The sequence below is a fragment of the Laspinema palackyanum D2c genome, from assembly GCF_025370875.1.
In the GTDB taxonomy this organism is placed as follows: domain Bacteria; phylum Cyanobacteriota; class Cyanobacteriia; order Cyanobacteriales; family Laspinemataceae; genus Laspinema; species Laspinema palackyanum.
Genome location: NZ_JAMXFD010000017.1, coordinates 107,552 through 133,028, shown reverse-complemented (window position 1 = coordinate 133,028; position 25,477 = coordinate 107,552). Strand labels below are relative to the sequence as shown.

34 protein-coding genes are annotated in these 25,477 nt (G+C 50.8%); 18 read left to right on the top strand and 16 right to left on the bottom strand.

The genetic code is table 11. The features are described from left to right. Nucleotides 1-142: 142 nt before the first annotated feature. The 3 genes from NG795_RS19110 to NG795_RS19100 all read left to right on the top strand — a co-directional run bounded on the left by NG795_RS19110 (nucleotide 143) and on the right by NG795_RS19100 (nucleotide 2,596). Nucleotides 143-700, top strand: a complete 558-nt coding sequence (locus NG795_RS19110; protein WP_367290240.1) for a CAP domain-containing protein — start codon at nucleotides 143-145, stop codon at nucleotides 698-700. 23 nt (nucleotides 701-723) lie between these two features. Then, nucleotides 724-1,812, top strand: a complete 1,089-nt coding sequence (locus tag NG795_RS19105) for a serine hydrolase domain-containing protein (RefSeq protein WP_367290239.1) — start codon at nucleotides 724-726, stop codon at nucleotides 1,810-1,812. 223 nt (nucleotides 1,813-2,035) lie between these two features. Beyond that, entirely contained in the window at nucleotides 2,036-2,596 is a 561-nt protein-coding gene (locus NG795_RS19100; RefSeq protein WP_367290238.1) for a hypothetical protein, read from the top strand. Between the two features lie 13 nt (nucleotides 2,597-2,609). On the opposite strand, the gene NG795_RS19095 is transcribed toward NG795_RS19100, so the two are convergent. From NG795_RS19095 to NG795_RS19080, 4 genes are all read right to left on the bottom strand, one after another. Continuing rightward, a complete protein-coding gene (locus NG795_RS19095; protein WP_367290237.1) occupies nucleotides 2,610-2,978 on the bottom strand; it encodes a hypothetical protein in 369 nt (122 codons plus the stop codon). Between the two features lie 101 nt (nucleotides 2,979-3,079). Then, nucleotides 3,080-3,259, bottom strand: a complete 180-nt coding sequence (locus tag NG795_RS19090) for a hypothetical protein (RefSeq protein WP_367290236.1) — start codon at nucleotides 3,257-3,259, stop codon at nucleotides 3,080-3,082. After that, complete coding sequence (locus NG795_RS19085; protein WP_367290235.1) at nucleotides 3,246-3,899, bottom strand: pentapeptide repeat-containing protein; 654 nt, start codon at nucleotides 3,897-3,899, stop codon at nucleotides 3,246-3,248. The genes NG795_RS19090 and NG795_RS19085 overlap by 14 nt, the downstream gene beginning before the upstream one ends. A gap of 132 nt (nucleotides 3,900-4,031) precedes the next feature. Further along, entirely contained in the window at nucleotides 4,032-4,400 is a 369-nt protein-coding gene (locus NG795_RS19080) for a hypothetical protein (RefSeq protein WP_367290234.1), read from the bottom strand. 264 nt (nucleotides 4,401-4,664) lie between these two features. Here NG795_RS19080 and NG795_RS19075 point away from each other — a divergent pair, with 264 nt between their 5' ends. Continuing rightward, nucleotides 4,665-5,297 carry a hypothetical protein gene (locus NG795_RS19075; RefSeq protein WP_367290233.1) on the top strand — a complete coding sequence of 211 codons (633 nt, stop codon included), beginning with the start codon at nucleotides 4,665-4,667 and terminating at the stop codon, nucleotides 5,295-5,297. Nucleotides 5,298-5,339: 42 nt separating this feature from the next. Next, nucleotides 5,340-5,564 (top strand): hypothetical protein, encoded by a 225-nt coding sequence (locus NG795_RS19070; protein WP_367290232.1) that lies wholly within the window; start codon nucleotides 5,340-5,342, stop codon nucleotides 5,562-5,564. A 271-nt stretch (nucleotides 5,565-5,835) separates the two neighbouring features. On the opposite strand, the gene NG795_RS19065 is transcribed toward NG795_RS19070, so the two are convergent. Together NG795_RS19065 and NG795_RS19060 are read right to left on the bottom strand one after the other, a co-directional pair. Continuing rightward, nucleotides 5,836-5,961: a hypothetical protein gene (locus NG795_RS19065; protein WP_367290231.1), complete on the bottom strand. Its 126-nt coding sequence runs from the start codon at nucleotides 5,959-5,961 to the stop codon at nucleotides 5,836-5,838. A gap of 73 nt (nucleotides 5,962-6,034) precedes the next feature. Next, on the bottom strand, nucleotides 6,035-6,295 hold the full coding sequence (locus NG795_RS19060) for a hypothetical protein (protein ID WP_367290230.1): 261 nt from the start codon (nucleotides 6,293-6,295) through the stop codon (nucleotides 6,035-6,037). Nucleotides 6,296-6,344: 49 nt separating this feature from the next. On the opposite strand from NG795_RS19060, the gene NG795_RS19055 reads away from it, so the two are divergent. Beyond that, a complete protein-coding gene (locus tag NG795_RS19055) occupies nucleotides 6,345-6,476 on the top strand; it encodes a hypothetical protein (protein WP_367290229.1) in 132 nt (43 codons plus the stop codon). Nucleotides 6,477-6,639: 163 nt separating this feature from the next. On the opposite strand, the gene NG795_RS19050 is transcribed toward NG795_RS19055, so the two are convergent. Continuing rightward, nucleotides 6,640-6,774, bottom strand: a complete 135-nt coding sequence (locus NG795_RS19050) for a hypothetical protein (protein ID WP_367290228.1) — start codon at nucleotides 6,772-6,774, stop codon at nucleotides 6,640-6,642. A 643-nt stretch (nucleotides 6,775-7,417) separates the two neighbouring features. Next, nucleotides 7,418-8,431, bottom strand: a complete 1,014-nt coding sequence (locus NG795_RS19045) for a hypothetical protein (protein ID WP_367290227.1) — start codon at nucleotides 8,429-8,431, stop codon at nucleotides 7,418-7,420. 191 nt (nucleotides 8,432-8,622) lie between these two features. On the opposite strand from NG795_RS19045, the gene NG795_RS19040 reads away from it, so the two are divergent. Then, nucleotides 8,623-9,612: an AcrVA2 family anti-CRISPR protein gene (locus NG795_RS19040; protein ID WP_367290226.1), complete on the top strand. Its 990-nt coding sequence runs from the start codon at nucleotides 8,623-8,625 to the stop codon at nucleotides 9,610-9,612. Then, on the top strand, nucleotides 9,576-9,836 hold the full coding sequence (locus NG795_RS19035) for a hypothetical protein (protein ID WP_367290225.1): 261 nt from the start codon (nucleotides 9,576-9,578) through the stop codon (nucleotides 9,834-9,836). Before NG795_RS19040 ends, NG795_RS19035 begins: the two co-directional genes overlap by 37 nt. 417 nt (nucleotides 9,837-10,253) lie before the next feature. Here NG795_RS19035 and NG795_RS19030 read toward each other — a convergent pair whose 3' ends face one another. After that, nucleotides 10,254-11,261, bottom strand: coding sequence for a CHAP domain-containing protein (locus NG795_RS19030; protein ID WP_367290224.1), 1,008 nt, complete (start codon nucleotides 11,259-11,261; stop codon nucleotides 10,254-10,256). Between the two features lie 320 nt (nucleotides 11,262-11,581). On the opposite strand from NG795_RS19030, the gene NG795_RS19025 reads away from it, so the two are divergent. From NG795_RS19025 to NG795_RS19010, 4 genes are all read left to right on the top strand, one after another. After that, nucleotides 11,582-11,722, top strand: a complete 141-nt coding sequence (locus NG795_RS19025; RefSeq protein ID WP_367290223.1) for a hypothetical protein — start codon at nucleotides 11,582-11,584, stop codon at nucleotides 11,720-11,722. A 16-nt stretch (nucleotides 11,723-11,738) separates the two neighbouring features. After that, nucleotides 11,739-12,014 carry a hypothetical protein gene (locus tag NG795_RS19020; protein WP_367290222.1) on the top strand — a complete coding sequence of 92 codons (276 nt, stop codon included), beginning with the start codon at nucleotides 11,739-11,741 and terminating at the stop codon, nucleotides 12,012-12,014. A gap of 81 nt (nucleotides 12,015-12,095) precedes the next feature. Further along, entirely contained in the window at nucleotides 12,096-12,344 is a 249-nt protein-coding gene (locus tag NG795_RS19015) for a hypothetical protein (RefSeq protein ID WP_367290221.1), read from the top strand. 388 nt (nucleotides 12,345-12,732) lie between these two features. Next, the gene (locus NG795_RS19010) at nucleotides 12,733-13,056 is read left to right on the top strand and encodes a hypothetical protein (RefSeq protein ID WP_367290220.1); all 324 of its coding nucleotides are present in this window, start codon (nucleotides 12,733-12,735) and stop codon (nucleotides 13,054-13,056) included. Between the two features lie 351 nt (nucleotides 13,057-13,407). Here NG795_RS19010 and NG795_RS19005 read toward each other — a convergent pair whose 3' ends face one another. Next, entirely contained in the window at nucleotides 13,408-13,863 is a 456-nt protein-coding gene (locus tag NG795_RS19005; protein ID WP_367290219.1) for a hypothetical protein, read from the bottom strand. A 242-nt stretch (nucleotides 13,864-14,105) separates the two neighbouring features. Between NG795_RS19005 and NG795_RS19000 the strand changes: the two genes are divergently transcribed. Continuing rightward, nucleotides 14,106-15,071 carry a tyrosine-type recombinase/integrase gene (locus NG795_RS19000; RefSeq protein WP_367290218.1) on the top strand — a complete coding sequence of 322 codons (966 nt, stop codon included), beginning with the start codon at nucleotides 14,106-14,108 and terminating at the stop codon, nucleotides 15,069-15,071. 83 nt (nucleotides 15,072-15,154) lie between these two features. Here the strand turns inward: NG795_RS19000 and NG795_RS18995 are convergent, their stop codons facing one another. Continuing rightward, nucleotides 15,155-15,703 (bottom strand): hypothetical protein, encoded by a 549-nt coding sequence (locus NG795_RS18995; protein WP_367290217.1) that lies wholly within the window; start codon nucleotides 15,701-15,703, stop codon nucleotides 15,155-15,157. A 181-nt stretch (nucleotides 15,704-15,884) separates the two neighbouring features. Between NG795_RS18995 and NG795_RS18990 the strand changes: the two genes are divergently transcribed. From NG795_RS18990 to NG795_RS18980, 3 genes are all read left to right on the top strand, one after another. Next, nucleotides 15,885-16,892 carry a hypothetical protein gene (locus NG795_RS18990; RefSeq protein WP_367290216.1) on the top strand — a complete coding sequence of 336 codons (1,008 nt, stop codon included), beginning with the start codon at nucleotides 15,885-15,887 and terminating at the stop codon, nucleotides 16,890-16,892. 175 nt (nucleotides 16,893-17,067) lie between these two features. Beyond that, entirely contained in the window at nucleotides 17,068-17,478 is a 411-nt protein-coding gene (locus NG795_RS18985) for a hypothetical protein (protein WP_367290215.1), read from the top strand. 292 nt (nucleotides 17,479-17,770) lie between these two features. Continuing rightward, complete coding sequence (locus NG795_RS18980; RefSeq protein WP_367290214.1) at nucleotides 17,771-18,685, top strand: oxygenase MpaB family protein; 915 nt, start codon at nucleotides 17,771-17,773, stop codon at nucleotides 18,683-18,685. Between the two features lie 30 nt (nucleotides 18,686-18,715). On the opposite strand, the gene NG795_RS18975 is transcribed toward NG795_RS18980, so the two are convergent. Next, nucleotides 18,716-19,801, bottom strand: coding sequence for a hypothetical protein (locus tag NG795_RS18975; RefSeq protein WP_367290213.1), 1,086 nt, complete (start codon nucleotides 19,799-19,801; stop codon nucleotides 18,716-18,718). Nucleotides 19,802-19,988: 187 nt separating this feature from the next. Between NG795_RS18975 and NG795_RS18970 the strand changes: the two genes are divergently transcribed. Both NG795_RS18970 and NG795_RS18965 read left to right on the top strand, forming a co-directional pair. Next, nucleotides 19,989-20,159 carry a hypothetical protein gene (locus tag NG795_RS18970; protein WP_367290212.1) on the top strand — a complete coding sequence of 57 codons (171 nt, stop codon included), beginning with the start codon at nucleotides 19,989-19,991 and terminating at the stop codon, nucleotides 20,157-20,159. A 90-nt stretch (nucleotides 20,160-20,249) separates the two neighbouring features. Further along, nucleotides 20,250-21,008 (top strand): BRO-N domain-containing protein, encoded by a 759-nt coding sequence (locus NG795_RS18965; RefSeq protein WP_367290211.1) that lies wholly within the window; start codon nucleotides 20,250-20,252, stop codon nucleotides 21,006-21,008. A 54-nt stretch (nucleotides 21,009-21,062) separates the two neighbouring features. On the opposite strand, the gene NG795_RS18960 is transcribed toward NG795_RS18965, so the two are convergent. From NG795_RS18960 to NG795_RS18945, 4 genes are all read right to left on the bottom strand, one after another. Continuing rightward, nucleotides 21,063-21,392: a hypothetical protein gene (locus tag NG795_RS18960; protein ID WP_367290210.1), complete on the bottom strand. Its 330-nt coding sequence runs from the start codon at nucleotides 21,390-21,392 to the stop codon at nucleotides 21,063-21,065. Further along, on the bottom strand, nucleotides 21,379-22,179 hold the full coding sequence (locus tag NG795_RS18955; protein ID WP_367290209.1) for a 3'-5' exonuclease: 801 nt from the start codon (nucleotides 22,177-22,179) through the stop codon (nucleotides 21,379-21,381). Before NG795_RS18955 ends, NG795_RS18960 begins: the two co-directional genes overlap by 14 nt. An 87-nt stretch (nucleotides 22,180-22,266) precedes the next feature. Continuing rightward, nucleotides 22,267-22,818: an HAD-IIIA family hydrolase gene (locus tag NG795_RS18950; protein ID WP_367290208.1), complete on the bottom strand. Its 552-nt coding sequence runs from the start codon at nucleotides 22,816-22,818 to the stop codon at nucleotides 22,267-22,269. A gap of 58 nt (nucleotides 22,819-22,876) precedes the next feature. Then, nucleotides 22,877-25,477: a hypothetical protein gene (locus NG795_RS18945; protein ID WP_367290207.1), complete on the bottom strand. Its 2,601-nt coding sequence runs from the start codon at nucleotides 25,475-25,477 to the stop codon at nucleotides 22,877-22,879.

Here is a 25,477-nt window from a genome sequence, read left to right as displayed (position 1 = left end):
ATGGATCCTTCAGTTCCTAGGGGCCTCCTGCCAGAAATATTATTTACTGACTTGATTCAACCTGCGGAATGTGGGATTCAAAAGACGGAACAAATATAGGCCAACCATTTATCCGAAAAAACGCTACAACAGCAAACATTTGGTGGTTGGACTTTTGTTTGCCAGTATCTTTTTAGTGCAGGTCAAAGACTTTGTTTTTTTAGACAATGGACCCGGTGGATATGACTGGAAGATTGGCAAGTCTCAACTTAGCCCCTTCGATGCTTACCAGTCCAGAACCCTGATGCAAACCAGAGACTTGGCGCTGCAACTGGTCAACCGCGATCGGCAAGTGAATGGATTACCCCCGCTCGTTGCGGATCCGTTACTCTCGCAAGCGGCTCAAATTCATGCCCAGGATATGTTCATTCGCAACTATTTTTCACATTATAGTCCCGAAGGTCACACCCCAACCCATCGCTTAATCGAAGTTGGAGGAAAAGGTCAAGCGGGAGAAAATATTGCCAAACAATCAGGGTCTGCCAGTGTCATGGTAAACTACAGATTGATTGAAGATTTCCAGAAAGGCTGGATGTACAGTCCCGGTCACCGTTCCAACTTGTTAAAGCCAGAATATAGATATTTTGGTTACGGAATCATGACCGAACCCTTCAGCGGAAGAGTGTTCGCCGTCCAGACTTTTTCGTTCTCGAAACCGTAGGCGAGTTATCAAGTTTTCTAAATTTGCAGGAACTCAAAGCCCTGAAAAATCTAAACTCAATCCTAGAACCGATTCAACAGACCCACCCATTACCAGCTTTAGCAGCGGCCATCGTCACCAGCGAAGGGATGAGCGCAATCGGTGCGGTGGGTGAGCGTAAATATGGCAGCGGCATTCCCGTGACCATTGGCGATCGGTTCCATCTGGGTTCCTGTACCAAAGCGATGACCGCCACGTTGCTCGGCAGATTGGTCGAAGCAGGCCAGTTAGAATGGCAAACTACCTTAGCTGAAGCCTTTCCGCGTCTGGAAATGTTGCCGGTTTATCGCAGCGTGACCCTCGAACAACTGTTGTCCCATCAAGGTGGATTCCCTGAACCGCACCAACCTTGGTTGCCGGGAAAAATGACCTTAGAAATGCTTGACTTACCCGGTTCGATTCAGCAGCAGCGCTATACTTATCTCACATTAGCCTTGCAACAACCGCCCCTATTTGCAATCGGTGAGTTCCACTATTCCAACATGGGCTATGTGGTCGCTGCGGCTATGGCCGAACAAGCGCTGGGTGCATCCTGGGAGGACCTCATCACCCAGCAACTCTTTCAACCCTTGGGGATGACGACGGCGGGCTTTGGGCCAATGGGAACTCCCGGCCAAATCGACCAACCCTGGCAGCATATTTTAGAAAACGGTCAGATTGAGGCCATTTCCCCCGAACCCGAGAACGATAATCCCCCGTTGCTTGCCCCCGCAGGTCTCGTACACTGTTCCCTGGCGGACTGGGGCAAGTTTATCGCGCTGCATCTGCAAGGGGAACGAGGCAACTCGACTTTGCTAAAACCAGAAACGCTCCAAAAACTGCATACCCCTGTTGGTGAGAGTCCGCAAGATTCAGCACCGGGCAGCTACGCATTCGGGTGGGTCGCACTCGAACGGGACTGGGGCGGTGGCCGCGTCCTCTGGCATAATGGCACCAACACCTTAAATTATGCCGTAGTTTGGATGGCACCCCAGCGAGATTTTGCGATTATGGCGGTTACCAATATCGGCGGTGAGCTGGCAATCCTGCCTTTGGATGAAGCCGTGGGTGTGGCATTGGCTTCCCTGCACTAAGTGACTTGCTGAATCATCGTATGAATGGAGAGACGATTGTTCCGAACCGATTGGAAATTGGTTCTAAAAACTTGGCGATTGCCTCTAGCTAGACGACTAATTCAGCTAAAACTCCTTAACCTGTAGAGTTTACCTCCATTTGGTTAAAACCTACATTCGTAGCAACTACTAGATTTTATGGGCCAAATCAAGGAAAATGGAAGTGCCGACTAGAACGTAAATCATGGACGAACAACTCAGTTTCTTCGACATGGATAGCACCACCAGCCGACCGGACAGACTAGAGATGGACCGGGACCAATTCATCCAATGGAAGCGAAAAATCGCTCGACATCAGGAAGAAACTCGGCAGAATTATCCGCAACAACCGACCCTCTTCGACACGGGGGTAAACCAGTTTGACCCCGAACTAATCGACCCATTTTCCCTGCAACAACATCCCACTCGCTTCTATGATTTAGCTCAGATGAGACTTGCCGAAAATGGTGAGCCATGTTTGTATTTTTTGATTGACACTTGCCTTCCCTTGATTCTCTACATCGGCGAAACAGTCCACTCGAACAAACGCTGGAAAGCGGGTCACCATTGTCAAGAATATTTGAGCAAGTACATCCAACTCAATCGCAAACATAACTTAGAAGTGTCGCCTGTGTTAGCGTTTGAGTGGGGAGTGCCAACGCAAACTAGGCTCAGACAGAAGATGGAATTTCGACTGATTAACAAGTGGAGTTCGCCATTTAATAAGGAGAATCGAGCGCAATGGGGCCATCCATTTGGAGCATGAAGGCGATCGCATTTCATGGACGAGAAATCGAATAAATCAACTGGTTCTGCGGTGGCTCCACCCAGACGCACCAACAGCGAATCGTGGGGTCGAGGGAGTCGAAAATATCACCCTTCCACCGTTCCCGCCGCAGTTCGACATCAAGATAGTCCTTGCTTTCTTCAAGGGGAAACAGCTTGAAAGTGAGCCGTTTGAGATAAATCAAGCCACCTCGGGTCCGGCCCTTCTCGGTCATCGGGACGAGTTTCCAAACTTGACCCCAAGGCAATTCAACCGGAGACTTGAGCCGGATTTTGTCGCTGGCTTTGTCGGCAAATTGTCCCGGCTGAATCGGCAGGAAATCTTGAGGGTCCAAGGTCAAGTTAACTCGAAAACTGTCCATGAAATTTCGGGAATGCACTCGTCAATCGGATTAGCAAAATCATTGTAAACTTTCATCGGCTCGGGCTGACTCCCAGAAGGTGCGATCGCCAACGCAACCAATCATATTCCAACCCCACCCATCCCACTGAGCTTGCCGATGGTGGAGCCTACTGCATCACCGGCAAAGAAATTGCGCGGCGGCAGTCCGGGTCCTGACTCAGCACTGGCGATCGCATCATGTTGGACGCATCTGCCATCACCGGCGGGGGGAACTCTGGGCATCCCATCAAGAGAAAGCAAAGTTCAGGTTAGTATAGCGATTCGTCTGCCATCCGTCCAAACAAGCGCCCGTCATTACCGCATCCTGGAAATTAGCAGCCAGGGCATTTGCATCGGTGAGGTTGGCATGGCTCAAGTCTGCCTCAATCAGCCTAGCCCCGACCAGACAAGCGCCAATCAGTTCAGCATAGTCTAGGTTGGCTTGAACCAGTTGGGCTTTGCTGAGGTTGGCCCCGTTGAGCTTGGCTTTACGGAAGAAAGCGCCACTGAGGTTAGCCGTAGTCAGTTCGGCTTCACTCAAGTCAGCTTCTATCAAGTTGGCCCCTATCAAGTTAGCATTGACGAGGTTGGCGCGCTGGAGGTTGGCACTTCTGAGGAATCCAGCAAACAAATAGACATCGCTGAGATTGGCTTGTGTTAGTTTGGCATGGCTCAAGTCAGCTTCCCGGAGGTTGGCGCGACTGAGGTTGGCGCTAACTAAATTGGCCCCGACTAAATTGGCTTCGATGAGTTCGGCTTCTTCGAGGTTGGCATGGCTGAGGTCGGCTCCACCGAGGTCGGCTTCGCTCAGGTCCACTTCGATGGCGGAATTCTCGTTGCGCCACTGATTCCAGGTTTCCACGCCTTGTCTGATTATTTCAATCTGCTGCGAATTTGCCATCTCTTTGACTGACCTAGACCTCATCTGTTGGGAAATGTGCCACTACCTCGCTCTACGGCATTGACTTGAACCACTGTGGGGATTTACCTGTAACTGCCTAGACACAGACACAACTCGTGCAAATATAGCACATTATTTCCGGTAAATCGAGTAAACTAGCTGCTGTTGTGGTGGTTTGACCCAGACGCACCAACAGCGGATTGTTGGTTTGAGGGAATCAAAAATCTCGCCTTTTAAGTGTTCGCGCACCAACCGCACATCCACATAGTCTTCGCCTTCCTCTAGGGGAAACAGCTTGAAGGTGATGCGCTTGAGATAGACCGCTCCACTTCGGCTTTTGCCCTTTTCTGGGAGGGGGACCAGCTTCCATGTTTGACCCCAGGGAGAGTCAACCGGCACTTTTAACCGGATTTTGTCGCTGGCTTTGTCGTCAAATATTCCGGCTTGAGTCGGGAAAAAATCGTTAGGGTCTAGGGTCAGGCGAATTCTAAAGTTGTTCATTAGCAATGCAGGCAATTCTATTTATCTTGAGCCTAGCTGAAAAGTGTTACAGTTTGGGCGGCGGGTTCCGTGTGGGCTAACTCGGCCCCAGTCAATCCCAACTGGCATCCACCGAATTACCAATGCCGCTTAGAAATTACTATTAACCAATCGCATTCCCGGTGACTCATCCTAGCAAAAACTTGGCGACCACTTCGGCTGCATCCGGCAACTGCTAAACTCATCCTATCGACCCAGAAAACGCACCCTTCCAGCAACAAACTGATGAGCACCTCCGAGGATACCAAAATTGCCAACATCCTGAAAAGATGGCTGAACACGGCCAACGAACTCGAAGCAGGGACGAGCCGATATTTCCCCATCACGCGACTGACCAGCGTCAAGAGTCTGTGCCGAAATCGCAAAACAGCCCAACAGTTTGCCCTCCATATTGCCCAGCGGGTGCAGCAATCCATGAGTGAGGCTCCGGCTCCCGATTATTTCGAGCCAACGGAATGGGACGCGCATCAGCAAATAGTGGCTGAAGCGATTGCCCTGATGAAACGAGCGATGGCCGATGAACCCGATAGTCAACAATCCTTGCAAGCCCTTCGCAAGCAGATAGACTCATTCCAGGGCGACGACCACCGTAATTTCCAATGGGGAACGACAGTGCATTTCGTCCGCAGCGGTAACCTGCTCCAGATTGATTATGCTATACAATGTTTTGTGCAGACAGACTATCCGTACTATGGCTACCAACTGGCTAAACAATATGCCGAACGCTATGAACCCAGTTGCGGCACCGGGTTAATCCCTAAGTCTCGGCCCCAATTGCTCGATATTGCGGAGTTTTGGTGTCAGTATTATTTCAGTCAGTCTTTGCAGGAGCGGTTTCCTAAGTTGATGGCGAGTTGAATCCGTTGGCTGTGGTGGTGGCGAGTCCAGGAAAGAAATAGGTTGGGTCCGGTAGTGCGATCGCATCGCTGGCAAGAACCGAACGGGCTGAATCCGACAGTGGCGATCGCACCGCAGGAATCCAAGCTGTTGACTCCGACTGTGGCCATAAGCCTACGGCATAGCTTCGCTTACCGCATCCTTCGCACGAACCAAGCAGACAGGCTCCGACAGTGGCGATTGCCTGGAATCCGCACCGGCGTGAATCGGATAACTGAAGGGAAGTGACCGTTATTGCGCGAGGCGATCTCAACTAGGCATGGCTGCCCTTACCCAACCAGCACAAGTCAGACCTTGATGTTTCCAACCAAATCCCCCAGGGTGATCCGCAGCCACAACCCTTGCCAATTGGGACTTTTTGCCTCAGATTACCCTAGGTGATCCTAGAGGATTTCATCTGCATTCTGATAACTGATCGCGGAGCGTCTCTTCACTAGAATCACCTGTTGGGAGTGGATTCAATGATTTGGCGTTCGATTGGAGCGATAAGCCGTTGGGCCTAGCTGCGCTGTGCGGCACCAGGAATCCAAAACGCTGAATCCGGTCGGGGCGATCGCATCTCTAACCGACTGAAGCAGGTCAGGGCGATCGCATTCCAGGAATTCAACAGGCTGAATCTGTTCATGGCGATCGCATCAAAGGCAAGGACGAACCGAGCAGACTGAATCCGACAATGGCGAATCCGGTACGAACAGCAACTAGCTGACTTTGGTGCTGGCGATCGCATCGTAGGAATCGAACAGCTTGGATTCGAGAGCGGTGATTGCATCCTTGTCACGGAACTGAACAGGTTTGCCTTCGATGCTGGCGATCGCATCGTAGGAATCGAGTAGGCTGACTCCACTGGGGGCGATCGCATTGTTGGCAGTATGAAACCGGCTGAATCCGATAGTGGCGATCGCATCTTTTGCAGGAATCGAACCGGCTGAATCCGACAATGGCGATTGCAGCGTTGGCACGAACCAAACAGGCGCGCCTCTCATACGAATCTGGCACGAATCAAACAGGATGAATCTGGCAGTTACGATCGCATCCTTCCAGCTAACTTCAATCGTGGCGATAGCCTACGGCATAGCTGGCGCTTACCGCAACGGAACTCGTCCTCAATCCGACCGACTGGATATCCGCAACTGCCAATGATTTTTGGTCGCCTCGCAATCCGGGCAGACATCCACGGTATCCCCGCCATGTCCGCGACAAACTACATAAAACCACAGTTGACGAGCATGGAGTCGGCAGATGGGCCGGTCGCAATTCTCGCCGTCGCACAAGAGGGGGGCAGGGTTATCGCAAAAGTCACACTTCATGGGGTTCCTTCGTTTATTACCATCAAAATAACGATAAAGCCTTGCCAGTTGGGAATTGACCGATGGCGATCGCATCGGGAGGAGACTAACTTACCCAGCCCGGTGGGATTGAGTCCGTGGTCAGCGCTCACCAGTTTCACTCGGGCTATCTCTGGCAAAACTTCCCTGGATGGTGACCCATCGCCATCCACAAAGACTGACCTGGTTCAGTCGGTAGCAAGACTCACTCAGACCAAACCATTGGCAGCCCAGGACAAAGCAACTAGACTCACCCGGTAAGGTTTCATTGGGCCCAAGTTGGTTACTCCAAGGAGGCGATCGCACCTCCGCCCTCCCTAAATTTTCCTAGCTGTTTCCCCGTGATTTTCAACTACATCGCTTGCTGTCTGGACTTTTCATGCAAATGGCTAAAAAGGACATCCGTAGCAACAGGGTAATCCAAAGCTGCGAATGAACTTTTGCCCGTGGGACCAAAGCAGCGGAAGTTAGAGAGAAGTGGCGATCGCAATTCGGGATAGCGGCCCTTGCCGTACCACGCGGAGACGGACCCGGTTCGGTCGGTGGCTCAGGTCATTCGGATTGGATTTGACCCGTTCCATCCCAAGACAAAGCAGGACGGACCGGGCCAGATTCTAGCGGAACCAACTCAGTTCCTCCTGCAAATCTCATCGTCAAATTCTCCAGCACCTGCCAAAAACTCGATTGATTCGTTCCCTCCCGTGGGCGATTCTCCTTAAGGAGACGCTTCGCGATCGCATCAAGTCAACGGCACGGCTATCTCCGCCCAAACCTCGAACGCAGCGAGTCGAAAAACCCCGCCGGTGGTGCAGATGCTTCCACCTCGGTTCCCGGTGCATCCTGGGCGCTATAAACCGGCAGGCGCGTCCCTAACGGCTCCACTGGCTGTTTCGGCAGTTGGAACAAGAACACACCACGCGGGTTATCAATCGATTCCCAAGTCGCTTCCACATGAGCCAACGCCCCACGCACCTGGCTGAGATGGTGCTCCTCGATGTCTCCCACTACTTTCTTATCCAGCGGAATCTGACAGGCCGCCAGCCTGTCCTTGACTTCCTGGGTGAGGTTGTTTGAAGCAGGTCGCGCTACCACACTCACCGCCACCGTCTGCACCGATGCGGGAGAATTCGTTTCAGGTTTATGATTTGCAACCGGCGGAACATTTGCCTCAACCGGAGTGTGTTGCGTAGCCAGGGATTTGGTTTCAATGCTGGGGGTTACCAGAGATTTCCTGGGGGTCTCTTCTTCTTCCGGGAGAGAGGGCCAACCCTCTTTGGTGGGATGACTCTTTTGTAATGATGTCTTCTGTTTCGATGTGTGACTATCCCGCATATCGATATGCGGGTTAGCACTCTCATGGATATGTGCAGACTCACACATCGAGTCTGGCAAGGGTTTCAGCCGTTGCAGGGCCTCGTAGTCCAGGGAATACCAACCCCGGTGCCACCACTGCTGTTTCTTGCGTTTCTCGAACAAAACAAGGCCCAACTCGCGGAGTTTTTCCAGGGCCTGACGGACTCCCCAGATGCTCATCCAGGGGAATTGTTGTTGCCAGGTTTGTAAAGAATTGTGAACCCAGCGGCGACCTTCGTTGTCGGTTTCGCCGGAGGTGCCCTTCATCCAGAAATCTAGCTGTTGCAGGACTAGCGCCATGTCCACAGCCCAAGTTTTGTACTTGAAGTCATCAAGGCTGGCTAATGTCGCGGCAAGTTCAGGGCATAAAACTAGCCGTGCAGACCCAAAAAGGTCCGAAAAAACGGTATTATTCACGATGTCGGCTCCTGGTCTCATCAGGGGTTGGCATAGGGTTTGGGGTGTTCGCGCATCCCACGCCCGTTTCATTTATTGTACTACAGTTGCCTGAAAATCTTGTAGGGATTTGCAACGTCTTGATACAACAGATAAGCGCTCTCGGGGCAGCCCAAGCGATAGAATCGGGTTGGTTTCATTCATTGGCTGCCATGAACAAGACATTAGCCGAAGCGAAAGCCATCCATCGCCAGGGCATAGAAATTGCCAAACGTTCGGATTGGTTCCAAAAGCTAGACCGTCGCTATCGCAAGGTGGATGGCTACGAGCCGTTTTCCACTGCCGCTAAAAACCTCGCCTACAATTTGGTGGCAGCGGAGTCCGGTTTCGTGGGAGGGTTGCTCGAACCGCAACGAATGTTAGACGATTTCGCTTGGAGTGCGGTGATTTCTTCGGCCTGGACCCTCGCACACAATCCGTTTCCCGTCTGGTGGCTGCATAAGAATTTGTTTGAAGCGTTTCAAGAGTCTGACCTACCCAAAGGGATTGCTGATTTACGGATAGGTGCGCCGTTTGGGATGATTATGTTGCCCCGGGATAAAATCGTCAACCCCGATGGCGAACCGTGTGACTGGATTTTCTTCCAGCATCTGCCCCCAGGGTGCGTGCCGCCCACGTTGCGCTTTGGGTTGCATACCATTCAATTTCAGCCCGTAGAATGCGAAAAGTTGCGCTGGGTTACGGTACTCAGGAATGGCACATCTTATGCCAGCCTTGTCGAAATCAACGGCGATGAACTCGTTCGGGGCAACTTTTCAATGGGGACTCAACATTTCACCGACAGCAACCCAGACTTTACCCTCGAACAGCAGTTCCAGCTTACTCTCGAAAAAATTGTCCTACAAACACTCCTCTACCTCCAAATCCGCCCCGATGATTTGCTGGCTCCCACCAACGCGGTACGCATCTCTAACAAAGGCCAAGGGTTTGGTGGCAAGAAATCTGATAAAGACCGGCTCAATCCGCTTATCATTGGGCAACAGTTTCAGCCCCAAATTGAACGTATCTCACATCAGCCGCACTCCACTCATGCCACACCCCGGACCCACTGGCGGAGAGGTCACTGGCGACGGGTTGCGATTGGCGAGGGACGGCAGCAGCGCGAATGGCGATGGATTCAGCCGGTGTTAGTGAATGGGTGAGTTGGTTGCAGACCCTCGGGCGATCGCAACTTTGTCCAAAGTGTCGGAACCGACAGTTTGGAAAAATCCACCGGCGACGGTTAACGGTTGAGGCGATAAGCCTACGGCATGGCTCCGCTTACCGCAACTTTGTCCAAAGTGCCGGAACCGACAGTTTGGGAGTTGGGGGAATCGGCGGCGGGCGATTCTCGTTCCGAGACGCTACGCGAACGGTTAACTCCTGAGTTTTGCCTCCTGGGGACAAACTGCCGGTGCTGACAGTTTGGGGAATCGGTGGCGGCAAAGTGCCAGAGTTGGCAGTTTAGGATTTTAGGGGAATCGGTGGCGGGCGATCACAACGGCGCGAGTTAGACCTTGATGATTCTGACCGGATTGCCTTAGTTGCTCACCAGTCAAAACCCTTGCAGTTAGGGAGTTTTTGCCTCGGATGGGCCTAGCCGGTCCCGTCGAGTTTCGGTTGATTCTGGGGAAGCTGCACCAGGAAAGCCGGGATTGGAGTTGATGAATTTTGATGCTGTTGTAGTGGCGATCGCATTAAGAGGAATCCGATAACTGTCGAAGCTAGAACCTCCACTAAAAATGGGCCTTTGGTTGATTCATCAAAAGCCCATTTTAATTAAGTAGATTTCACTTTAAGTTCATCAAGTTTCGATAAAATCTCTGGAAATCTGGATAGCACCACTAGAAGCCGATACGCCTAAAGCAATAGCTAAAACTTCATTAGTATTGCTGCTTAAGACAATGGCTGTATCATTATCAGAATAACCATAAGAACTGCCAGAGTGGAGGACATATTGATTGGTACTTCCTTGGACTTTGATTTTATCGCCTTGCTCGCTTGTAAAGTCTTCAATGACAGCCCAACTAGAACCGATGTAGCCCTTTCCGTAGTAATCGCCTATAACAAAAGTATCTGCACCTTCATCACCACGCAGATAGTCAACTTCCCCGTTTCCATTCACGTCATTATAGTAAAAACTATCTAGGATATCATTTCCTGCACCACCAATGAGTGTGTCATTTTCGGTCCCGCCCAACAATAAATCATTTCCATCATTGCCATAGAGAATGTCATTGCCACTATCCCCGTTGAGAGTGTCGTTACCCGCTCCTCCTGTTACCGTGTCATTCCCGGCTAAACTGTTAATGTTATCGTTACCTGCTGTTCCGGTGATGTTGTCATTACCGGAGGTAGGAGTACCACTTATTGGCTGGTTGGAGGTCACAATAGGTACAAACTTGGCGTTAGTAAAAGCATTGCTTCCTTGAGAAATGGTGCGAGAGTGGAAATAATTACCATCCCAGTTTGCTTCAGAAATGGTAAATGAACCATCTGGATGAACTTCTTCTACAAACCCTACATGACCCCACTCCTGAGAACCCCCTTGCCAAGGGTCCCAAACAACGAAACTATTAACTTGTGGTTGACGGGTCCACTCTCCTAAATTATCGTCCCATTGACCAGCATGACCAAACCAGTTCGCTCCAAAACCTTGCTCGTTTTGAAATAGCCCTTTTTCAATGGCACGGCCATAAGCAAATTCTGTACACTGGAATGTAGCATCATTATTGGACAAAACAATTTTATTTCCTGCGGCTTGATAATGAATAGAATTCAAATCGATTCCAAACTGTGATGGGTCTGACATAATTTTTAGTCCTCCGGTTATTTGGATAGGTTCCAAAATAGCTAGTACGAAATGAAATTAGCTATTTTAACCAAGCTGGTGGGCCTTTAAGCTCGATAACTGTAGGGGTTACCCTGTTATGCAAGATAGTACGCAAAAGATTTTCTCGATCCAATTAAATTAGAACACATGAGTTATTCGTATGTGTGTAGTTTGCGGATAACTTGCCAGGAAAATAGTTAAGTTTAAAAATAACGAATTTTTTAGTTGAGGCTGGAGATTTTTGTCAATCCGATGAATTACTCATTCTCAGAGAAAAATAAGAATTAGATGCGGGACAGATGACTTTTACCCTTGAGCCGATCGCCCTCACCGGAGACAACCTGCAACGGCCCCAGGGGACTGTCGGGGGAAATAACTGTCACTTCCGACAGTTATTGATAATGGCAAAATTGAATCAACCCCTAATCAATCCCGACTAAACAGGCGATCGCAACCATGCCCCAACTCCCCGAATGCCACTCCTGCCGATACAACGCTCACCACTATGTCCTTTTTTGCACGGTCCATCCATCAGGACCAACGGGCGAGATTTGCCATGATTACCACCCAGACCCTAACCTAAAAAACCGACAGTTTCAGGATTTCCTCGGACTGGGCGCACCCGTGGACATTGAGGCTCCCATCAATAATCTCTACACTGATGCACCCGAGGAAAACTGGTCCCCGGTCGGCTGGCAGTTTGTCGAGGGGGAACTGCGGCGGGTGGAATAGGCGATCGCTTTTCCACATTGGGATAGAGGCATGAAAAACCGAAGGGGCTTAGATTAGGAGTAATAAGAGGAGTATCAAACAATGCCAAGAGAAGTGACGGATGCTGATGGAATCACCTGGAGTTGTGTTCAGGCTTATGCAGGTCTTTCGGATAATCCAGAAAACCGGGAAGCGGCTCAAGTTAAAGGAGCCAGCGATGCTTATTGGGTCGTCTGCACTCCGGATGGAGGTGCTCAGTCGGTCCGGATTCAGCTAGAGGGCGACTGGGAAAAATCCTATTCGGACGAAAACTTGCTTGAGGCGCTCAAGGTCGAACAACAGTCTGCTTGAAGTGCCGGTAAGCGGAGCTATGCCGTAGGCAATCGCCACCAAAGCTAGACCCCCAATTTCAGTCTTATTTCGATAAACCACTTGCCAATCCGTCCAGATTCTCAGTGCCGATCGCCACCACAACAAGACCCCTCCAGTTTCAGCATGGGGCTTATTTGGGATTGAGTGGAATCGTGCTCATGCTTTCTTGCGATCGGCCAGTTAGCCCGAGACCGATCGCCTAAAAAGGACAACCTTGATGCCTGTTGCACCCGATCGCCCATTCCGCTCGTCCTGCTCTACCAAAATCGCTCTAATCGAGACTGGGTAAGACTTTGCTAGGGTGAACACAAGTCAGGTCAAATCTGCCTTTGCTATAAAAATAGCCACTTGTGTTCACCCTGACTCAATGGAAAAACTAGCCCCTTTGTGGATGCGGCAAGATTTCGCCATCCCCCCGCTGCTTCCCGACTTCATCCGCACCCGTTGCCACAACCTGAAATCCTTTGCACTTTCACGGCATCCGCACCGAACTGACCCCGACCCAAAACAGAAAGCCCCTATTTGTGAGTCCTTCCTTCGAGGCGACTGGTCAACCAACCACCAAAGCGATCGCTCCAAGAAAAGCACCAATCTAGTCGCGGTTGTCGGATTCGAGCATAAACTCAAGGCGTTGCTATCAACCGAGATGAAATCGCTACAATCCAGACAGGACAATGCTTTTGTGGGGTGAACACAAGTCCTGTGTCAAAGTCATCTCTTATAAATAAGCCGACTTGTGTTCACCCGGTCCTAGGATTGACAATGGCTCCACTAAGTCTAAGAAAAGAATGCTGTTGTGAACCTCGCCCCCCTCGCAACACTAGCCTCAGAAACTGTAAACCATTTCACTTTGGCTGGGTTCGTTCACAGGTGATTCTCCTCAAGCAGATGTTTGGCGGTAAGCACCAGCTATGCCGGAGGCGATCGCAAAAAGCCTGACTCAACACTGACTTGTAATCTGTAAATCTTTTCAGTTTGGCACGATGAGTCCAGATGCGATTCTCCTCAAGGAAATGCTATGCAGTCGCCTTTTCCCCCCGCCTCACCGCTCCACTTGGTGAAATAATTCCCCCCGTTTCTCCCAGCGAATCAAAGCTGGATCGCGACTGCGGCTCCACTTCTTGAATTGCTCGACACCCTGGATCACCGCTTCGTCAACTTCCTGGGGTGTGACCTTCAATCGTTCGGCGAGTTCTGCTGTGGTCAATGCTTTCGGTTTAATCGGTTCGCTCATCATCGGGGGAAGGCTCCGTCCTCTGCCACCTCTGCCACCGGAACTCAGCACAGCTTCCACCACTGCCATCCGTTGCTTTAACTGGACCAGTTCGGACTTGAGTGCGTCGAGTTCGGGATTCTTCTGTCTGCCATCAAAAAACTCGCGCAAAATCTGGACCAGGGCCGCACTCTCGCCTAGGTTCTGTTCTTCCATGTACTGCCTAAGCCGGTTGTGGTATTCCACCGGCAAATAGCCCACAATCCGTCTAGTTGGCGGTGTCATGCTGACTCCGTGCTGTAGTTGTGCCTGACTCCTTCATCATAGCCGCTGATTTGGCATCGAATTCCATGCCATTTCCAACCCATTTACAGCACGACCATCAATTCGTTGGAATGGTCTAGTTGACTGGTTTGCGTCGGTCAGACTTATGGAAATAAGCGTTTACCTGAGCATGGCAGTTTCTCTAAAATCCTCCCGGCTATGCGACGATTTGAATATCCCCAGTCGTTCGGGAGAGCGGCTCCATGAATTTATTACGCCTAGAATCCGCCGAACATCCGCACCCGTTGGCACTGGTGAAGCCGTTGCCCTTAACTCGTCACCCGGCTGCGGTCTATCTCAGTCAGCTTGCTGAAAGTAGCCGCCGCACGATGGGTCATAACTTGAATTGGTGCGCTCGGGTTTTGAGTGCCGGTCAGTGCGATCGCCTGACGTTGGATTGGTCCAAGTTGCGTTACGAACACACCGCAGCACTCCGGGCAATTCTTCTCGAAACTCACCCGCCGTCAACCGCCAATTTGAAACTCTCGGCAGTCAGGCAAGTTTTGAAAACAGCCCGCAAGTTGAGGCTGATAGATGCCGATGACTATGAGGATGCGGTATCCATTGACCGGATTCCCGGGGATGCTCCGTTACGGGGCCGCCTGCTAAAGACTGAGGAAATCAAAGCCCTGCTGAAAGTGTGCCAAGAATCAGAGACGGCGATCGGGACTCGGGATGCAGCGGCGATCGCCTGTTTCTGTGCGGGACTACGACGGGCTGAAGTTGCCGCGCTGGATTACGGCGATTGCGATTTCACCACCGGCGGGCTTTTTGTTCGCCAGGGCAAAGGGAAAAAATACCGCCAAACTTATCTGATTCCGGGTGGATTGGAGTTGCTGGAAAACTGGGTGGCGCTCCGGGGACGACGGTCGGGGCCACTTTTTTACCCCTGTCAATGGTGGGGCGAGATTGTCCCAGACCGGAGGATTACCAGCGAGGCGATCGCATTGCGGTTGCAAGAATGGGGGAAGGTGGCTGGACTCGAAACGTTCTCGGCCCATGACTTTCGGCGGACGTTTATCAGTAATCTGCTAGATAAAGGAGTGGATATCGTGACGGTGCAGCAGTTGGTCGGACATAGCAATATCGGAACCACGGCCCGCTATGACCGCAGAGGTGAAGAGACGAAACGGGCAGCGGTGCAGAAGTTGGGTTTTGGGTTGGGTTGAATAGGCGATCGCTCAAAAAAGCCATCATTTTATGCTGGAACTGACCCCCAATCGAAGCGGAGCGGTCACCTCACAAATTAACGCTAATTCGGCAGCAGTTCGTTATCGACATAGTTCAGCCATTGGTCGATTTTGGGGCCAACGATTTGCAATGTGGGGACCTCAACGACGGTCTCCACCCACTGTACCCTATGTATATAGCTTTCGATGACCCTGGGGTCGTCGGGTCCGGGGTGGATTTCTAGGGTGAGGTTGGTGCTTTCGGTTCTGCCAGTACCGTAAGTTTCGGCAATCGAAAGCGCTAGGGGACAAGAGATATCGAGTTCGATGGTCTCCTCTGTAACTTCCGTTCTGTAGTCCCACCGGGCAAATTGTTCAGGTGGCTTATCACTTTGGTTACAGTAATAAGCCGTAATCTCGACCATTTTCGCCGCATGAATATGATATTGCCTGAGTCGGCTACCGGACCCGTAAGCCGGGGTCTGGGGGTCGCCGGGGACAATCATACTGAAGCTGCCCAGGTTGATTCCGTGGGTCCCCAACCCTTCGCTTACAATCCGAGAAATGGGAACATCGGCCTGAGCAGGTAAGGCGATCGCCACGGACAAGATTGCGGGCCAAAACTTAGACATTTCCATACTCCTCTGGTAAAGGACTACATTAAAGGACAACATAAGACGCTTGACAACAGAGGCGACTGGTTACTGACTCAGCACCATAGCCACACAAACACCAACTAAAAAACTTCCGTAATTCCTAACTGAATCTGGCAAATTTAGTTATCATATTAGCAGATAAAAACCAGCCGGAACAATGACCGATAAAGCCAAACTAGAACCTACTCCAGCCGAGTTAGAAACGGCTGAATCAACTCCACCGCCAGCCGAGTTAGAAGCGGCTGAAACAACTCAACCGCCAACCAATTTAGAAATTACTGAACCAACTCCAACTCCACCGCCAGCCGAGTTAGAAGCGGCTGAAACAACGGAACAGGAACCGGAAACCCCTAGCGCCTTTTTTCAAGCCGTCGGCATCCTCCCCTGTGAGGTTAGCTTTGAGGATGATAGTATTATGTCCACAGTGACGGTGGGGGGTAAGGAATATCGACTCTTGTTTAAGCCCCGGTTAATGTCGGCGATGGTCGCCTTAAAACTAGAGATAAAACAGTCGGGAATCGCCACGCAACGGCTGATTGTCTATCCGAAGGTGATGCACTTCCCCAAGCCGGACCAACCCCATCAGCTTGCTTTTCAGTTGGTTGGGTTCGAGAAAGACCCAGCCTCGTCCGCCATCTCCATGCAGCTAGAAGATTTTGAATTTAAGTTGTCGGGGTTATGGCAATTTATTCCGGTTTGTCGCGTTCCGGTCATTTCGGTGTTCCGCAATTTTGACGAAACCATTCACCAGAATTTGAAAAAATTAGATGAAACAGTTGCGGCTAAAAAAAAGGTCAATTTCATGAAGGCGGCCCATATTCCGGTGATATGGAAAGACGCGCCCTTTAAGCCATTCCGATTCAATCCTAAACTTGAAAAAGAGGAGCAAGGTCGTCCGCTGTTTCTACAACTCAAAGCCAAGTTTATCCCGGCAAAAGACGGGTTTGAGTTTGTGGCATTACTCGCGCCACCGTTAGAGAAAGCGCCTAAGTTTTTCAAGGCATCTAACGACGATAAAGCCACCGTCCAAAAGCAGAAAAAAAAGAAGGCCAACCCCTCTAAGTCAAACGCCACTCCCTCCAAGGCCAAGGAAAAGCAGGCCAAACCAAGCAAGCCAAAGCCCAAACCCCGTCCGGTTAAAGCCCAACAAGAATCGGACGCGTAACGTGAATGCTCTTGTGCTGTTCTTGGGATATCGAAGGGTCGGGTTTGTCGTTCTCTCCGTCGGATGCGATCGCCTAACGGAACTAACTCACCCTGGATGGTTTCCTTGCGTATTTTCCCGGATAACTTTGAGACCAACAGAATGATGCTGGCAGTAAGATACAGGAGAAAGTTTTATGGCTCGAAGATTATCCGGGACGGTTATTATCAACGGAACCGACGATGAAACCTGGGGTTCAGATGAAAAGGTTCACCGTTCGCACACCGTGACGATGGCCCTCAGCGAAAATCAGCCCGCAGTCGCGTTAGAGATCCCTCACGTGCGCTGGGGCGGTGAGTGTCGTGTTGAGGTCACATTGACGGCCCGAGTCGTTGGTACTGGAGAAGTCCAGATCGAAGGGAATGCCAAACTGTTCGAGGGGACTACGGAGAATACTGACGATTTAGAAGATGAGAAAGTCGTCACCTTTACCGTACCCAAGGGAGGTGTTCCAGCCCATCATGGTGTCAATCTGCGTAATACAGAAACAGGCGGCGGCGACCATGCCGAAATCAGCTTTTCTTTTACGAACTCAATTGAGGAATAATCCTCGGTGAATGTTCTGCCATTTCTTAGATCGCAATGCTCATTATCTCAATCTCCTTAAAAAGCCCTGGTAACAAACAGCCGGGGCTTTTGATTGACGGGTGATTGAGAGCGATCGCATTGTGGAAGGCATCCGATTCATTCCGGTCGAGGCGCTTCCATACGCTATCCAAGTGCAACCCGCACCCTCGAACTACCCTGATTAAGCTGAGAGCCACAGCCGCATCTGTAGCTCATCTTCAGGAAACGGATATAAGATAGATAAACTTTATTGTTGGACCGACCATTGTCTTATGTCCTGGCTTGACTTTCGTGATGAGCGCCTTCGTCAGATTCAACAACTCGACCCGGTAACCGAGCATTGCCAGATTTGTCACCTGTTGATAGGGTATGAATTTCCCTGGGATGTTACCCGTGCGCTAGAACTAGCCTTGCTCAAAACCTACTGCGTCCCAAGCATTTCTCGACTCCTCGACCGCACCGGCGAGTTCTATCAGCATACCCAAAAACGCTACGATGATACGGGTTTGCTAGTGGCTCTCCTGTTCAAATGGGGTCACGACAGCGAACAGGGTCAAGCTTCAATTCGGCGGATGAATGCGATTCATGGACATTTTCCTATCAGCAACGAAGATTTTCTCTACGTTCTTTCGAGCTTTATCTACGAACCGATTCGGTGGAATGAGCGTTTTGGTTGGCGGTTGTTTAGTGAAACTGAAAAGTTAGCTATCTTCTATTTTTGGCAAGCGGTGGGTCAAAAAATGGATATCCAGAACATTCCTGCCACCTACGAGGAATTTGCTCAATTTAACCACAATTATGAACAAGAATATTTTGCCTACTCCGATAGTAACCGGCGAGTGGGAGAAGCAACGGTCAATTTATTTTTAAGTTGGTTTCCGCCTCCAACTCGTGCGCTCTTGAAACCTTACGTTTTAGGTTTATTTGATGAGTCAATGCTCAGAGCGTTCGGTTGGTCTAGTCCGCCGCAAGTGAGCCGCAACTTCGTCGAAAATGGCCTGAAGTGGCGCAGTTGGATTTCCCAGTGGCTGCCACCCAGACGCTACCCTGACTTTTTTGCGGACAGTCAACTCAGAAGTTATCCGCATGGCTATCAACTTGAAGATATAGGACCTCCTCGGATGTTGTCGGAACTCAATCAAGCTAACGAACTTCCAACAAATCGAAAACCAAACGGTCAAGATTAGAAGACGAATTCTAACTCAAAAGCATCCGATTCACTCGGGTTCTGGCGCTTCCACTTCCGGATAGAGTTTGCGATATTTCTGCCAGTTTTCGCGATAAAAGTTGCGTCCTTCTTCCGTGATTCCTAGACAGGAGTATTTCCAGTCTTTGCGGAATTCCTGAACTAGCCCATTCTTGCCATATCTCCCATTCCAATCCCGCAGCCGTAGCCAACAATACTGCCAACTGTGGCCGCCATAGTCTGCTGTACGTTCCCCGTCTGCCATCAATCCGTCATCCCCAGCATTCCACGCGCTCACCAACGCTTTCCACTGATACTCCCGGAGCGTCCTTGGGGGTAGCTTTTTCACCGACTGAACACCCAAACCCGCCCGCACGACGGCACGACCCAACCGAGTCAGCTTGCACTTGAACCAGTCTGAAACCTCATAACAATAGTCAATTTCGATGAGTTTGCGGGTGGCAAGTGCCTTGAAGGTGCTGCCAGTTCCCGGGTCAACCACCTTGGCTGTTTTGAGTTTCTGCCTGAGTTCGGAGGAATTCCCAAATAGCTCCAAATACTCTATCCAGCGCCACTCATCAGCGGGTCTGGGACGACCGCCGCTATTCCATGCACCCCGTTCGGACTCCTCCCGTTTCTGGTCAATCTCGAAAATTTGCTTGAGATACGTCCGTTGCCGTTCGTTCAACTCGTCCCAGATTTTTTCGTGTTTCGAGCGCGGTTGGGCTGGCTCAGGTTCAGGTTCAGGCTCAGGTTCAGGTTCAGGCTCAGGTTCAGGCTCCGGTTCGGGTTCGTTCTGCTGCTTGATGGTTGCGATCGCAAGAGCCAATTCCGCCAAAAACTCATCCAGCCGAATCGCCCAGTCTTCCCCCGTTATCCCGATCGCCTCGAACGCCAGGGGAGCGAACTTTTCTATTAATTGCGATCGACCCGTGTCCCCCGAGAACAAACGAGACTCCAGCATCGATGGCGGTTCGTCGGGATTGCCCCCAGCTTCGATAAATTCACGGTAGCGATCGCACAGTTCCATCACCTGCGATTCCAACGGCACCGGGACCCGCATCTGCTTGGTTGGGTATGGCGCTTTCTTGCCTCTGCCTCCTTTCGGTTTGACCATGACTCGACTCGTAAACAGGTTATAGGTAAGAGTGTAAAACTCGTTGATAGGTTTTCGTTCGGGTGGGGCTGGGTTGATAAAAGTTGATTTTTTTTCGGTTATTTTCCCAGGCCAGCGCCACCCCCGCCACTGTCATAATGCCTCGAAATATGTCAAGATAGTATGGCAGAGTAACCAACGAGAAATCATGAGCAAACATCCAGGAGGAAGACCCCCGAGCGGTCGGGGTAAGCGGCTGTACATCAAACACTCGAAAGTCAGAGCAGCAGAACTAATTGGCGAACTACCCGATGAAGCTATCCCCATCGTCGAAACCCTACTAGAAGCCCTTGCCCTCAAATTTTCTCAAGAGGGTTGACGCTAGATAGTATGGCAGTTAAACTAAAGATAATGCTCCGGGGATGCTGCGAACACCCCAGGAGCTTGTCAACTTTATTGAGCAGTTAACATGAATAACAATCTAGCAGTTTTTGGCTTTGAGGGCCATCAGGTGCGCTGTATCGGGACACCGGAGAACCCTGAGTGGATTGCTCAGGATGTCTGCGAGGTGTTGGAGATTAAGAATGTCAGCGATACATTACGCCGATTGGATGATGATGAGAAGGGTATAGTTTTAATCGATACCCTTGGTGGAGAACAAGAAGTGCTTGCGGTGAACGAGTCCGGACTCTACTCGCTGGTACTTTCCTCCCGCAAAGCCGTCGCCAAACGGTTCAAGCGCTGGCTCACCCACGAAGTCATCCCGGCTATCCGCAAAACAGGTTCCTATTCCATTCCCGAAAAACCGCAACCCCTGCCACTGGCGGAAAAACTGAATGCGCTGGAACAGATGCTCTCAGACATGGGCATCAATCCGGTGTTACTACGGCAAGTCAAGCTCGACACGGTAGCAAAGTATAATCCCGAACTCAAAGACATGGCGGAACTGGGGAAAAAGCTACTCGGCGCAGAAAACCCGCTGGAGTCGGTTGGGCTGACTCCCACGCAACTGGGAGCAAAACTCGACCCTCCCCTATCGGCTCGACAAGTCAACGCCAAGCTCGAAGACCTCGGACTCCAATATCGCGATCGCTCTGGGAAAAAACCCATTTGGCAACTCACCGAAGCTGGTCACGAATATGGTCAGGTTTATCTGGCGACCAAAGACCAATGGAGCGGCGCTCAGATTCACTGGCAAATTCAGGTTTTGGATTTGATGGGTGATTAAACTAATTTTTTAAACACTGACCCCGCTTTATCGGCGGGGTTTTGCATTCGCCTATCAATCCTTGTCACGATTTAGGGGAGTCCAGCGAGGGTTAGTGGCTCGGCCATCCACCAAATCAAACTCCACTCTGTGCCAGTCTTCTTCGGGGCGATCGCATCTTTTCTGGGATGCGGTCCAGGCGGGCCAGTGTTCAACCCATTCCACCTCATCGGGTGGTAACTCAAATAAGTTGCAGACTTGCATAAACACATCTTCAGCGTTGCCAATCGACATCCCTGGGTTGTCAGGCAATTCCTTGACAGTCACTCGCATTTTGCCTTCGACCTTGGTGATACCCACTTCACAAAATCCGATAGCTGAGTTGCGGTAACTAAATTTCTCCATTTTCATCCTCCAATTTTGGCAGATATTCCGGCACTGGACACCAGAAATCTTTATCAGCTTCGGCCATTTCCTTTAAAATATCCAACGCTGCGAGACAGTCTCCTAAAGCCCTATGACCGCCATTTAATGGCTGTAGTTTATAGTCATCGTACTTGACGGACCATTCTCCACAAAATTGGGCGTACCAAGTTATCAAGCAATGAGCTTCTAACTTTCTTAATCCTGTTTTTACCTTTAACGATTGTTTGATTCTTCTGAGGTCAAAGCTAGAATTGTAAACTATCAAATTATTGTGGGAACTAATAACCCGGGAAACTTCTTCCCAAATGTCATCCAGGCGAGGCGCTGTAGCTACCATTTCATGGGTGATTCCGTGGACTGCTTGGGCTTCTGGGGAAATTGCTTCCCTAGGTTTAATCAGCGTGTCAATCTCGGGATTACCCTTAGAATCAATAATTGCAATCTCGACAACTTCCCCCTCTAAGCTAGTTGTTTCAGTATCGAGAATGCAAAAATTTCCTTCAGCGATTATTGACTCTGCCCACTTGATAGCATCAAGTCGGTCGAACTCCATGAAACCACCGTCTCGATACCATTTTTGATATTGTGCCTTTCTTTGCCCTTTCTTTAAAACCTCTAGTCGCTTCTGAAAAACCTGACGTTTTGGCCGAGCAGATTCAGGATTGTCTGGGTCATATAAATGCAAATTATATTTGCTAGTTGAAATGAACCCGACTGGATTCTTGGGACTTAATCCCAATTCACTCAATTGCTTTTTAGTTTTCAAGTTTTCCGGGGGCGAATTATCTCCACCCCACCAAGAATATTCTTTTACTCCCATATATAAACCCCCTTTAAACTAGGCTCTAAAAACTCAAGTTGTTCCATTGACTTGCAGTTCGCTGAATCTGGGCAGATATCTGTCGCGAAAGATGTCACTCGCCATAAAGTTGCAACCAAACGCCTCACTGGCCTGTTCATCTTCGAGGGCATCGCCAACCATCCAGCAGTCACTCAGTCGCGGTTTCCCGAAATAGCGATGAATCAAGACGAGCATTCCCGGGTCAGGTTTACGGAAGGATTCCTCGAAATCATCCTCGGGACGAATCTCAGCGGCTTTGTCGCGCCAAACCATGCAACAAGTGAATCCTTGGTAAGACGGGCAGAACATCCCTAACTCAATCTCGGGAAACAACTCCAGGGCATAGCGGCATTCGGCCAGTGCATCCTCAATCGTCTTGTGGCCTGCCTCAATCGTTTCTTGATTGTAAGCCATCGCCAACTGATAGCCTCGTTCATGCAGACTTTGCACCGCTTTATCCGCCCCCGCTAGAATCTTCTGGTCCCGGGGATGTTGCACGAATTGGCTGCCACTCAACGGCTCCACTAACGTATTATCTTTGTCAAAAATCACGATACCTGTCATACGCTGTCATACGCTCCTGAAACTACACGAAAAAGGGGACAAGATGCCCCCACAAACTTTAACTGGCAACGGACTGAAGATTGTCCTGTCGCCTCTGCGCGTCGCCTTCTTGACTAGGCCGGTGACGTTGGGTTAACTCAGCTTCCCCAGCTTTGAGCAGGTCCTTGATTTCGTCATCCTCCAGCACTGGCAAATCAAGCTTGAGGCTGGCGATCGCAGTCAATGCCCCGGACCGTCGCGCTTGCAGTTGCGCTTGCTCTAGATTCCGCGCTGGAACCGGACGCTCGAACACTCCCACCGCAGTGGTGGCAGGATTTTCGGGCTGTTTGCCGTTGATGCCGGTTGCGTCGGGCAACTCCGCATCATTGCCACCGGCGGGGGTGACGCGGCCCATCAACGCTTTGCGCTGCTCTCGTTCGTCTTGGACTGTCGAGCTATCAACCTGTAACGGATTACAGTTTAGGCTAGATTCTAGGTGAGCAATCTGTTGGCGGACGATTTGTTGAGTCAGTGGATTATCCGTGGCAAACTGTCGCAATTTGGTCAGTCGTTGCTCAACGGAAAGTGGCTCACCCGGTCCATCGTTGTCGAAGTTCCTCAACACTTGATGCTCCCCGGAATCCAAGCAGACCAGAGGCGTGTGATGCGAAATATTATACAAACTAGACCAGACAAAACCATCGGGTTCGACCGCGACCACCACGCCCTCGCCTTGAATTGACCATAAGCGATCGCCTAGTTGGGACAGTTTCGTTTCGGCTGGCGCATCCTCGACCACCAGCAAATCCTTGGGCAGATGGAAGCCATCCTCGCAGCGGCAAGAATCAAACCGGACGTACAGCCCCCGCCGTTTGTCGCACTTTTCCACGATGCCGAGGCGATGTTCGCGTTGTTCTAGCAAAAACCGTTCCTTCTCGAACTCAACGAGCAGCACCCGCGTTCCTGGGGCAAACCGTTCAACTTCCCGCTCTATCTCGATTTCTTTGCGGTAGTTGCCAACGGAAACCCGGGTGACCCCGAACACCGCCCCAATAGCCGAATTGTTCAGTGTGGGCCAGGTATTCGTTCCGGTGATGAGCTTGGCACGCTCCAGAAACTGGGCAATTACATCCGGGGCTAGTTGGTCGGCCACCCGCAAGAAATTCTTGCAGGCTTGCGCCCATTCTTCCGTACTCATCCTTAGCAGTTGGCGTTGGGGACCATTTCCCGCGTTGCTGATAGATGAGTGAAACACGGCCTCATGATAAGACCGCGCTTCTTGGAAGCATTCCACCCGCTCTCGTTCGGCTCTCCTGAGCGCCCGAATCCGGTGATGTCCAGAGATGAGGTAGTATTTTTCCTCATCGTCCCCTGGCGCTTGACCAAACCAGACTTCAAGCGGTGGGGGTTCCGTATATTCCAGTAAATCGTAATACTGCGCGACCGCCTCGGCATCGATGCCTTTTTCTAGCTGCTGCTGTTGTCCTCGCGGCTGGAACTCGGGACGCTCCATAATCGCATCCAACGGCAACCAGAAGGTTGCCGTTTGTTCGTTACCCGTGGCTGGTTCAGGGCGTTGGACCTGCTCAGTGCGATCGGCTTGTTCATGGCGATCGGCTTCGTGGGCGAGTTTGACTGACTGGTGACGATCGCCTTGTTCGATGCGATCGCCTACTTTAGCAGGCTTGGCTAGTTCGTGACGATCACCTTGTTCAGTGCGATCGGTTGGGTGAGCAGACTTGGCTGGTTCGTGACGATCGCCTTGTTCAGCCTGTTTGCCTTGTTGAGCGGGTTTGGGTGACTGGTGACGATCGCCTTGTTCAGCCTGCTTGCCTTGTTGAGCGGGTTTGGTTCGGTCGCGGCGATCGAGTTGGTGGGTGTGCTTGGTGGGTTCAGTGCAATCGCCTACTTTAGCGGGTTTGGTTGGCTGGTGACGATCGCCTTGTTCACCATGTTTGCCTACTTTAGTGGGTTCGGCTGGCTTGCGGCGATCGGCTGATTCACTGCGCCTGACTCCGATAGATTCGTGGCCCTTGTCTGCCTGTTTCGGTGTTGGCTCACCGGGCAAGGGTTTAGATTTTTCTAGCTGGGCGAGGGCAATTTCAATCGGTCCCGGTTGGCTCGAATAGAGTTCAATCTCGTCTAACGGAACTCCTTTGATAATGTCTTCCGGTCCAACGGTGTTGGTCGGTTGAATCCAGCATTTTTTCTGGGATAATTTGACGATAACTCCCGTTACTTTTGCAGTATTATAGACGACTTTATCACCTTTAGCAAACTTGAAAGTTCCCATTGATTTGTCTTTTGATTGAGTGGATATCCAAAACGGTTTGTAGGAAGATTCACCCGGAATTGGAGCGGAACCATCGGCATTGTTGGGCAGCTTGCCGTAGGGAATCACTAAGGATTCTCCAGCATTTTGGAGCAGCACTAAATATTCTTGACCTTCAACATAAATGCGGTCTTTGTCAGGAATTGCCCACACCTGGCAGTCATAACTAAACTCAAATTGTCCCCAACTCGTCTCGACTTTACGGGGTGGCGCGATTTGGACAATGCTCGATTTGACCGTCAAAAGTCCATCACCTGTCAGCACTTCGACCATTTCGCCTTTGACTTCCGACACTAGAGCAATGCCCCAGGGACACCTAACCCAATCTCCTGCTTTGAATGGCACCAT

Bases quoted from the DNA above. Each gene is read 5' to 3' on its own strand.
- NG795_RS19100 (WP_367290238.1), top strand. From the start codon at position 2,036: ATGGACGAACAACTCAGTTTCTTCGACATGGATAGCACCACCAGCCGA.
- NG795_RS19095 (WP_367290237.1), bottom strand. From the start codon at position 2,978: ATGGACAGTTTTCGAGTTAACTTGACCTTGGACCCTCAAGATTTCCTG.
- NG795_RS19085 (WP_367290235.1), bottom strand. From the start codon at position 3,899: ATGGCAAATTCGCAGCAGATTGAAATAATCAGACAAGGCGTGGAAACC.
- NG795_RS19080 (WP_367290234.1), bottom strand. From the start codon at position 4,400: ATGAACAACTTTAGAATTCGCCTGACCCTAGACCCTAACGATTTTTTC.
- NG795_RS19075 (WP_367290233.1), top strand. From the start codon at position 4,665: ATGAGCACCTCCGAGGATACCAAAATTGCCAACATCCTGAAAAGATGG.
- NG795_RS19065 (WP_367290231.1), bottom strand. From the start codon at position 5,961: ATGAACAGATTCAGCCTGTTGAATTCCTGGAATGCGATCGCCCTGACC.
- NG795_RS19055 (WP_367290229.1), top strand. From the start codon at position 6,345: ATGAATCTGGCAGTTACGATCGCATCCTTCCAGCTAACTTCAATCGTG.
- NG795_RS19040 (WP_367290226.1), top strand. From the start codon at position 8,623: ATGAACAAGACATTAGCCGAAGCGAAAGCCATCCATCGCCAGGGCATA.
- NG795_RS19035 (WP_367290225.1), top strand. From the start codon at position 9,576: ATGGCGATGGATTCAGCCGGTGTTAGTGAATGGGTGAGTTGGTTGCAG.
- NG795_RS19030 (WP_367290224.1), bottom strand. From the start codon at position 11,261: ATGTCAGACCCATCACAGTTTGGAATCGATTTGAATTCTATTCATTAT.
- NG795_RS19025 (WP_367290223.1), top strand. From the start codon at position 11,582: ATGACTTTTACCCTTGAGCCGATCGCCCTCACCGGAGACAACCTGCAA.
- NG795_RS19020 (WP_367290222.1), top strand. From the start codon at position 11,739: ATGCCCCAACTCCCCGAATGCCACTCCTGCCGATACAACGCTCACCAC.
- NG795_RS19015 (WP_367290221.1), top strand. From the start codon at position 12,096: ATGCCAAGAGAAGTGACGGATGCTGATGGAATCACCTGGAGTTGTGTT.
- NG795_RS19010 (WP_367290220.1), top strand. From the start codon at position 12,733: ATGGAAAAACTAGCCCCTTTGTGGATGCGGCAAGATTTCGCCATCCCC.
- NG795_RS19005 (WP_367290219.1), bottom strand. From the start codon at position 13,863: ATGACACCGCCAACTAGACGGATTGTGGGCTATTTGCCGGTGGAATAC.
- NG795_RS19000 (WP_367290218.1), top strand. From the start codon at position 14,106: ATGAATTTATTACGCCTAGAATCCGCCGAACATCCGCACCCGTTGGCA.
- NG795_RS18995 (WP_367290217.1), bottom strand. From the start codon at position 15,703: ATGTCTAAGTTTTGGCCCGCAATCTTGTCCGTGGCGATCGCCTTACCT.
- NG795_RS18990 (WP_367290216.1), top strand. From the start codon at position 15,885: ATGACCGATAAAGCCAAACTAGAACCTACTCCAGCCGAGTTAGAAACG.
- NG795_RS18985 (WP_367290215.1), top strand. From the start codon at position 17,068: ATGGCTCGAAGATTATCCGGGACGGTTATTATCAACGGAACCGACGAT.
- NG795_RS18980 (WP_367290214.1), top strand. From the start codon at position 17,771: ATGTCCTGGCTTGACTTTCGTGATGAGCGCCTTCGTCAGATTCAACAA.
- NG795_RS18975 (WP_367290213.1), bottom strand. From the start codon at position 19,801: ATGGTCAAACCGAAAGGAGGCAGAGGCAAGAAAGCGCCATACCCAACC.
- NG795_RS18970 (WP_367290212.1), top strand. From the start codon at position 19,989: ATGAGCAAACATCCAGGAGGAAGACCCCCGAGCGGTCGGGGTAAGCGG.
- NG795_RS18965 (WP_367290211.1), top strand. From the start codon at position 20,250: ATGAATAACAATCTAGCAGTTTTTGGCTTTGAGGGCCATCAGGTGCGC.
- NG795_RS18960 (WP_367290210.1), bottom strand. From the start codon at position 21,392: ATGGAGAAATTTAGTTACCGCAACTCAGCTATCGGATTTTGTGAAGTG.
- NG795_RS18950 (WP_367290208.1), bottom strand. From the start codon at position 22,818: ATGACAGGTATCGTGATTTTTGACAAAGATAATACGTTAGTGGAGCCG.
- NG795_RS18945 (WP_367290207.1), bottom strand. From the start codon at position 25,477: ATGGTGCCATTCAAAGCAGGAGATTGGGTTAGGTGTCCCTGGGGCATT.